At 44.6% G+C, this 7724-nt stretch carries 9 protein-coding genes; 2 read left to right on the forward strand and 7 right to left on the reverse strand.

What is annotated here, in order from left to right:
* From VIM72_RS05695 to VIM72_RS05705, 3 genes are all read right to left on the reverse strand, one after another.
* A partial coding sequence (locus tag VIM72_RS05695) for a DUF3078 domain-containing protein (RefSeq protein WP_332001904.1) occupies nucleotides 1-801 on the reverse strand: 801 nt, incomplete at its 3' end.
* Nucleotides 802-890: 89 nt separating this feature from the next.
* Nucleotides 891-1319 (reverse strand): large conductance mechanosensitive channel protein MscL, encoded by a 429-nt coding sequence (gene mscL / locus VIM72_RS05700; RefSeq protein ID WP_332001905.1) that lies wholly within the window; start codon nucleotides 1317-1319, stop codon nucleotides 891-893.
* Nucleotides 1320-1393: 74 nt separating this feature from the next.
* On the reverse strand, nucleotides 1394-2140 hold the full coding sequence (locus tag VIM72_RS05705) for a PPK2 family polyphosphate kinase (protein ID WP_332001906.1): 747 nt from the start codon (nucleotides 2138-2140) through the stop codon (nucleotides 1394-1396).
* Nucleotides 2141-2256: 116 nt separating this feature from the next.
* On the opposite strand from VIM72_RS05705, the gene VIM72_RS05710 reads away from it, so the two are divergent.
* Nucleotides 2257-3144, forward strand: a complete 888-nt coding sequence (locus tag VIM72_RS05710) for a DMT family transporter (protein WP_332001907.1) — start codon at nucleotides 2257-2259, stop codon at nucleotides 3142-3144.
* Between the two features lie 79 nt (nucleotides 3145-3223).
* On the opposite strand, the gene frr is transcribed toward VIM72_RS05710, so the two are convergent.
* On the reverse strand, nucleotides 3224-3787 hold the full coding sequence (frr, locus tag VIM72_RS05715) for a ribosome recycling factor (RefSeq protein WP_332001908.1): 564 nt from the start codon (nucleotides 3785-3787) through the stop codon (nucleotides 3224-3226).
* Between the two features lie 106 nt (nucleotides 3788-3893).
* Nucleotides 3894-4811 carry an MraY family glycosyltransferase gene (locus tag VIM72_RS05720; protein WP_332001909.1) on the reverse strand — a complete coding sequence of 306 codons (918 nt, stop codon included), beginning with the start codon at nucleotides 4809-4811 and terminating at the stop codon, nucleotides 3894-3896.
* 387 nt (nucleotides 4812-5198) lie between these two features.
* On the opposite strand from VIM72_RS05720, the gene VIM72_RS05725 reads away from it, so the two are divergent.
* Nucleotides 5199-6035, forward strand: coding sequence for a transketolase (locus VIM72_RS05725; RefSeq protein ID WP_332001910.1), 837 nt, complete (start codon nucleotides 5199-5201; stop codon nucleotides 6033-6035).
* Between the two features lie 85 nt (nucleotides 6036-6120).
* Here VIM72_RS05725 and VIM72_RS05730 read toward each other — a convergent pair whose 3' ends face one another.
* Complete coding sequence (locus tag VIM72_RS05730; RefSeq protein ID WP_332001911.1) at nucleotides 6121-7344, reverse strand: FtsX-like permease family protein; 1224 nt, start codon at nucleotides 7342-7344, stop codon at nucleotides 6121-6123.
* A 42-nt stretch (nucleotides 7345-7386) separates the two neighbouring features.
* Nucleotides 7387-7724 (reverse strand): ribosome-binding factor A (locus tag VIM72_RS05735; RefSeq protein WP_332001912.1); only part of this gene is annotated, 338 nt, incomplete at its 5' end.

Below are 7724 nucleotides of genomic sequence, written 5' to 3' on the forward strand. Positions count from 1 at the left end.
TACCTTCAGTTCCAATGCATTGGTGAAAAACACATCAATATTTCCCGGGTTATGCCGGTAGTCTGAAAATAAATCCAGCCGGCCCTTATAGGTCATATTTTTGGCGAAGGTCTTTATATAATTGGCAGACAGGTAGGCGCCTATTTCATATTTAAAATGTGAGCCCGTATCTACCCCATAAGCTCCTTGTTTGGACAGTACATCATCCATCACAAATACAAAACGGGAAGTAACCGGCGACATAAATAAAGAAAATGACGGATCAGGCTTATAATCAAAACCCGGCGACACCAGCACATAAGCAGGGGAGAAGAACTTGGACGACAGCTGCGGCGTGGTATCTGATGGATACAGGTAACCATTGGTGAATTGTGTACGCAGGTTCACCAAACCACTTAAATACCAGTTCTTGCCAATTTCATAACCATACTTGGAAGTCAGGTCTATACGGTCATCATTTTTCCGGCCTCCCAGGCTGGTAGTATTAATATAGCCATATGCGAGGTCGGCTACGTTATCCCAGGAATGTTTCCCTTTTTTGTAAAAAGCCCATGCAAATACATTGGACCCGATAGAGAACGCAAAGTTATCACCACCTGCAGCCCAGTTGCTCAGTGAGCCCTGGTTGATGTTTACATTAATATTCAACCCTTTTCTCCAAATTTTTGGAATCGTGTCGTTTGGATCTTTTTTGATCTTACCTGCAGCTTCTTCTCTCGACGTCTTCATCCAATCATTTTGCGCGTGCACAGCTGTAAACAATAGCATACAGCAGGCAATGGATAAAGTAAATTTTTTCATCAAATTGTGTTTAAGTGAGTATACGTAATAACTATCCCACTTCTTCCGGAAGGAAAAAATGGGATGGTGGGTATATTGCTAAAAAATTTTTATCTGGATTTCTTCAGTTCATCACGGATTTCCATGAGCAGTTTTTCCTGGGTAGACAGTTCAGCTGGGGCCGGGGCTTCTTCTTTCTTCTTCGAAAGTCTGTTCATAAATTTCACCAGCAGGAAAATACAAAAGGCAATGATCAGGAAATCGATCACGCTCTGTATAAACGCGCCATAGGCAAATACAGCGATGCCTTTAGCTTTTGCGTCTGCCAGGGTAGCCACATCTCCCTTACTTGTGTCCAGTACATAAAAGACGTCGTTAAAATTCTTTCCCCGCGTAAATAGTCCGATGATAGGCATCAGGATATTATCTACCAGCGATGTAACAATCTTTCCAAATGCACCACCTATAATCACACCCACAGCAAGATCCATTACATTGCCTTTCATGGCAAACTCTTTAAACTCTTTGATGAACGACATAATGCAAGGTTTTATTGGTTAAATAAGTGAACAAAATTAAAGGATAATAATCGAACACGTTAATTATTAGGTTATTATTTCTTTAAGCGGGGATATTTCATCTTCAGCGATTTCAGTGTATCCCTCAACGTTAGCGCAATCAGGTATTCCTTATACCAGTTCTGATCTGCCGGTACAATCAGCCACGGTATATAGTTACAGCGGTTGATTGCATCTTCATAGGCATCCATATATTTATCCCACAGCTTGGCTTCTGCCAGGTCATTTTCATTATACTTCCACATTTTACGGGGATCTTCTGTGCGTTCTACCAGGCGCTGCTGCTGTGCTTCCCTCGATACATGCAGGTAACATTTTATGATGTGCGTATTGTTATGAACAGTGAGCAGTTTTTCAAAATCGTTGATGGCTTCCATCCTTTTAAAAGCCATTTTATCGTCAATCCACTTATGCACACGTTGTATGAGAATATCTTCGTAGTGCGATCGGTTAAATACCTGGATCATGCCTTTTCCGGGGGCGTGCTGATGTACTCTCCACAGGAAATCGTGCTCTGATTCCTCTGCACTGGGCGCCTTAAAAGAGTGAACAACACATCCCTGTGGATTTAAGGTACCCGTAACATTCTTGATAACACCGTCTTTCCCGCTGGCGTCCATTCCCTGTACCACCAACAGTATACTGTATTTATGCTGGGCATATAACAGGTTCTGAAGCTCATCAAGTTCTTCCAGCAATTCACGGGTTACCGCCTTAATAGTTTCTTTTTCCAGCTTCTTGGGAGCTGATGTGCTGATAGATGACAATTTGATTTTACCCATGTAGCGCATTCTTATAAATAAATTTAACAAAATCAGGACAGAAGTGTTGCGATATCATGATTATATTTTGCAGGATACGAAGGATACCTGCACCTTTGTATCCGAAAATAGAAGCTATGCATCAACGTTTTGCCCATTGGGGGGTGTTCCTCCTGTTATCACTCACATGGGGCAGTTCCTTTATATTGATGAAAATAGGCCTGGAATCATTTACTTCTTACCAGGTGGCCAGCTTAAGGCTGGTAGCTGCCGGCATAGCGCTTTGCCCATTTTTACCAAAAGCCTTCAAACAAACGCCGGTAAATAAGCTGCCGGTCATTATCCTGTCCGGCATCCTGGGCAATGGCATTCCGGCCTTTCTTTTTTGTCTGGCAGAAACGGAGATCGACAGTTCCCTCGCAGGCATCCTGAATGCCTTAACACCGCTAATGGCCTTGTTATCTGGCATTATACTCTTTAAAGGCCCCTTTAAAAAGGCACAGCTTACAGGTATTTTCGTAGGGCTGATGGGGGTAGTATTATTATTTACGGCCAAAGGCATCAATACCAACAGCCACTGGTATTATGCCCTGCTGGTGATACTGGCCACCATAAGCTATGGCGTTAATATCAGTATGGTGCATCATAAGCTGCAGGGGTTTAGTTCACTGCAGCTGGGATCCATTGCAATGTTCTTCTGTGCCGTGTTCACCTTCCCGGTGCTGTGGTTCAGTAACTTTTTCCCACAGTTCACTCAGCCGGATGCGCCCTGGCGCTCTCTTTCCGCGGGCCTTGTGCTGGGTGTAATGGGAACAGGGATAGCAGCAGTGCTCTTTTTCCTGCTGATCAAAAAGGCTGGCTCCATGCTTGCTTCCATGGTGGCATATGCGTTACCGTTAGTAGCAGTGGGCTGGGGCCTGCTGGCGCATGAAACAATTACATGGGTCCAGGTGCTGAGCATGGGAATTATCCTGCTGGGCGTTTACCTCGTGAACAAAGCCAGCAGGGCTGCACCCGCTAAATGACTTCCTAAAACAAAGCGGAGATATTAGCCGGATCGCTGTCCGTTAATATCTCCGCTGTTATATTTTCAGGCTATCATCCTTAAATAGCCATAATTTCTTTCTCTTTTACTTCGCAATGTTTGTCGATCAGCGCAATGTGCTTATCGGTTAACTGCTGGATATCAGCTTCTGTGTCTTTTGCAGTATCTTCACTCAGACCCTCTTTCTGCAATTTTTTAACCGCTTCAATCGCATCCCTGCGAATATTCCTGATGGCCACTTTTGCCTGTTCGCCTTCATTATTCACCCTTTTTACAAATTCCTTCCTTCGCTCTTCGGTTAATGGTGGAAGGAACAAACGGATGATAACTCCATCGTTTTGTGGATTGAGCCCAATATTAGAAGCAATGATGGCTCTTTCAATTGGTTGCAGCATATTTTTTTCCCAGGGCTGAATAGTAAGGGTACGGGCATCTGCGATGCTTACATTAGCTACCTGGTTCAATGCGGTAGGCGCGCCATAATAGTCAACAAAAATGCCATCCAGTATTTGCGGGTTGGCTTTCCCGGCTCTGATTTTTGTAAGTTCCGATTCCAGGTGCCCGATAGCTTTTTTCATCGAGTCCCCTGCTTCATCAATGATAAGCGTTAGATCATCTTGCATAACATAAATAGTTAAGTGCGTGCAAACCTACAGGTTTTCTTTTAATCGTCAAAGTAAGGCCCTGATAATGGAAGTAGAAATGCTTACAAATAACCGCAACAAGGGATTATTTATCTTGTAATACACCCTCTGTTGTAACACGCAATATTTTGGTAGCCTCTTTGGCTGTTGTAGTGGCTGGCTGTACAACAGGTTCCGGGATGGTTTTCACAGCAAGTTTCTTCCGGCGTGCCAGGTATAATATTCCTGTAAAAAAAGTAGCGGAACCTATTACAACCATTAACAGCAAAGTAGCGCCCATTCCCTGTAACACAAACGCTCCCAGTATGTAAGTAGCATTAATGGCTACAGAAACAAGCGTGGTTTGCCTGTGGCTGAGCTTGAGATCCAGCAGGTAGTGATGGATATGATTTCTGTCGGCAGAGAAGGGAGATCTTCCCTGCAACATACGAACAGCAAATACGCGTAAAGTATCAAATAAAGGTACGATCAGGATGGCGAAAGCCACAGCCGGTGTGGCCGCAATGGGCATTTTACCGGCGGGGTTACCTGCTACATCAATGAATTTCAGTACAAGCACCGCGTTTACCAGCCCTATCAGTAAGGATCCCGTATCACCCATAAAAATACGGGCAGGAGAAATATTGTAAATCAGGAAACTGGCCAGACCGCCTGCCAGTGCAAAACCGATCACTGCATAGGTTATTTCACCCACATGCAGGAAATAAGCACCCAATACCGCACTTACCAGTAAACCAATGCTGCCGGCATGGCCGTCTACCCCGTCAATCAGGTTGAAAGCATTGATAACCACAATAAAAGTGAAATAAGTCAGCATCAGGCTGATGTTGGGAGGCATAGCATAAATTCCCATGAAGCCATACATGCTGGTTATCTGCAGGTTACCCAGGTAAATAATAGCAAAGGAGGCAGCAAGCTGCCCGATCAGTTTCTTTAGCGGAGACAGCCCTACGATATCATCCTTCATCCCTACCATGAAAATGATAAAGAATGCTGCCATCATGTATTGGAATGGAGAATTGGCTAACGCGGGTACGCAGATAGCAGTAGCGATTATAAATCCGGAGAAAAATCCGATTCCTCCGAGCGTTGGTATGCGCTGTTTATGCGTCTTTCGTTCGTCCGGTTCGTCGTATAAATGCTTTAATTCCGCGACTCTTATAAGTATTGGAATAGAAAAATAGGTAACAACAAAACTCAGGACGGTAGCAATTAATACATTCTCCATTAGTGGGGCTTAATTGTGCAAAGATATTAATTTCAACGAAATATGAAAAGAAACGTTAAAAAAATCAACTTTTTTAATACTTTGAGATCGCAAAAAAAACATTCAACGCCACAAAATCTACTAAATTCTATTAGTTTTGCGGCACAAAATTTAACAACTATCATGCCACAGCTCAAAGATATTGCGACTCAGGTCAGAAGAGACATTGTACGGATGGTACATGGCGTTCAAAGCGGTCACCCGGGCGGGTCATTAGGTTGCGCCGACTTCCTTACCGCATTGTATTTCAAGGTGATGGATCACAAACCGGAGCCATTTGATATGGATGGTAAAAACCAGGATCTCTTCTTCCTGTCCAATGGTCATATTTCACCGGTGTTCTATAGCGCCCTGGCGCGTTCCGGCTACTTTCCCGTACAGGAACTGAACACTTTCCGTAAGCTGAATTCCCGCCTGCAGGGCCACCCTACCACTCACGAACATTTACCTGGCGTGCGTATTGCCTCCGGCTCCCTGGGACAAGGCATGAGCGTGGCTATTGGCGCAGCGCTGGCAAAAAAGCTGAATAACGATAAACACCTGGTGTTCTCCCTTCATGGCGACGGTGAGCTGGAAGAAGGACAGATCTGGGAATCAGTGATGTTTGCTCCTCATCATAAAGTAGATAATCTTATCATCACCGTGGATCTGAATGGTCAGCAGATTGATGGCACTACCGACGATGTTGCCGGTCTTGGTGATGTTGGCGCTAAATTCGAAGTATTCGGATGGCAGGTACTGCACATGAATGGCAATGATATGGACGATGTTGTGGCTACACTGGAAAAGGCGAAGAGCCTCACCGGCCAGGGTAAACCCATTGCCATTATCATGAAAACCGTTATGGGACAAGGAGTCGACTTCATGGAAGGCCACCACGAATGGCATGGTATAGCACCAAGTGATGAACAGCTGGCAAAAGCACTGGCTCAATTGCCTGAAACGCTGGGCGACTATTAAAACCTGATATCACTAAATAAAAATATTAAAAAAGGCTGCATATGAATTCATATGCAGCCTTTTTTAATATTTTTATTTAATGATATCAGGTAGCTTTCAAAGTAATGGCTTCCACCGCCGCCCTTCTGGCGGGGTACCAGCTGGCGGCAATACCAATTATCATAATCGTAATAAATACCAGTACAAAATCGGCAGCGTGCATGCTAACAGGGTAGGAATCCACCAGGAAAGATGTACCCTCCAGCTTTATAATACCAAAATGCTGCTGCAACAGGCAAAATGTGGTTCCCAAACCAAAACCTAAAGCGGTTCCTATACCGGCAATGATTAGTCCCTCTGCCAGGAATATCCGCATAATCAGCGACTTACGCGCCCCCATCGCTTTCAGGATAGTAATGTCTTTCTGCTTTTCTATGACCAGCATATACAGCGACCCTATCATATTAAAAGCGGCAATGATCATGATAAAACTAAGTATCACATACACTGCCCACTTCTCAGTTTGCATAATCGCATAAAGCGATTGATTCTGCTCATACCGGGTTTGTACTTTATACTTACCGCCAAGCAACTTTTCCAGTTGGGCTTTCAGCAGGTTATCGTTTACCCCTGGCCGTGTACCTATTTCCAGCGACGACATTTCATCGGCCCCCATCTGCAACAGGTTCCGTAAAAATTCTATGTTCGTAATAACATATTTGCTGTTAAACTCCTGTTGTATGGCAAAAGTACCTGCCGGGTACAGCACCCCGTTGTTGAGCGCATCTTCCGGGGTTACAAAAGCATTCACATTTCTGCGGGGAAGATATACGGTAACCGGGGCAATACTATGCACAACATCTACTCCCAGCGCACCTTCCAGCTCAAGCCCCAATACAGCCCTGTAGGCCACACTATCGCCGGTGTCAAAACGCCCCCTGATAATGTTGCTCTTCACATCGGTCACATAATTATAGCTGCTGTCCACCCCTTTCAGTAAGGCAATCGTAGGCTCATCGCCGTAGCGCAGCACCGCCTTCTCCTCAATTACCCGGGAAAAGTGGGCTACGCCCTGCAGAGCCGATATCTGCTGTAGCTGTGCAGGCGTAAGTATAATGGTTTTACCTGTAACCGGCGCTATTTTCACCGCCGGGTAAAAAGAAGAATAAAGGGATTTCACCAGGCCTTCAAAACCATTGAATACACTCAAAATTACAATCAGGGCGCCTGCCCCTACTGCAATTGCCACTACACTTACCCAGGCAATGATATTGATAGCATTGGTAGATTTTTTTGCACGGAAATAACGGGAAGCAAATTGCCAGACCATGTATTTGCAGAATTACGAATGAAGAATGAAAGATCCGTAATCCTATTTTTTGCCATCTTTAATATTGGCATCCTCCTCCCTGATCTTCTTAAACAGCTCCTCCATCTTAAACACATAATCAAGCGTATCATCCAGGAAGAAGCTCAGTTCGGGTATCCTGCGTAACTGCTTACCCAATCCTATTCCCAGTAATTTCTTGATCTCACCCATTCTTTCCTTGATGCGCTCCAGCATTTCCGAAGGGGCTTTAATCTGAAACATGCTCAGGTATACCTTCGCTTCCAGCAGGTCAGGGGTCATCTTCACGGCAGCAACAGATATCATTCCTCCTTCCACCACATTAAACCCTAAACGCTGGAAAATGCTGCTCAGCTCCTGCT

This window comes from Chitinophaga sp., from assembly GCF_036569185.1.
GTDB lineage: Bacteria > Bacteroidota > Bacteroidia > Chitinophagales > Chitinophagaceae > Chitinophaga.

Excerpts from the sequence above, each read along its gene's own strand:
- mscL (WP_332001905.1), bottom strand. The coding sequence starts at position 1,319 with ATGTCGTTCATCAAAGAGTTTAAAGAGTTTGCCATGAAAGGCAATGTA.
- VIM72_RS05705 (WP_332001906.1), bottom strand. The coding sequence starts at position 2,140 with ATGGGTAAAATCAAATTGTCATCTATCAGCACATCAGCTCCCAAGAAG.
- VIM72_RS05710 (WP_332001907.1), top strand. The coding sequence starts at position 2,257 with ATGCATCAACGTTTTGCCCATTGGGGGGTGTTCCTCCTGTTATCACTC.
- frr (WP_332001908.1), bottom strand. The coding sequence starts at position 3,787 with ATGCAAGATGATCTAACGCTTATCATTGATGAAGCAGGGGACTCGATG.
- VIM72_RS05720 (WP_332001909.1), bottom strand. The coding sequence starts at position 4,811 with ATGATGGCAGCATTCTTTATCATTTTCATGGTAGGGATGAAGGATGAT.
- VIM72_RS05725 (WP_332001910.1), top strand. The coding sequence starts at position 5,199 with ATGCCACAGCTCAAAGATATTGCGACTCAGGTCAGAAGAGACATTGTA.
- VIM72_RS05730 (WP_332001911.1), bottom strand. The coding sequence starts at position 7,344 with ATGGTCTGGCAATTTGCTTCCCGTTATTTCCGTGCAAAAAAATCTACC.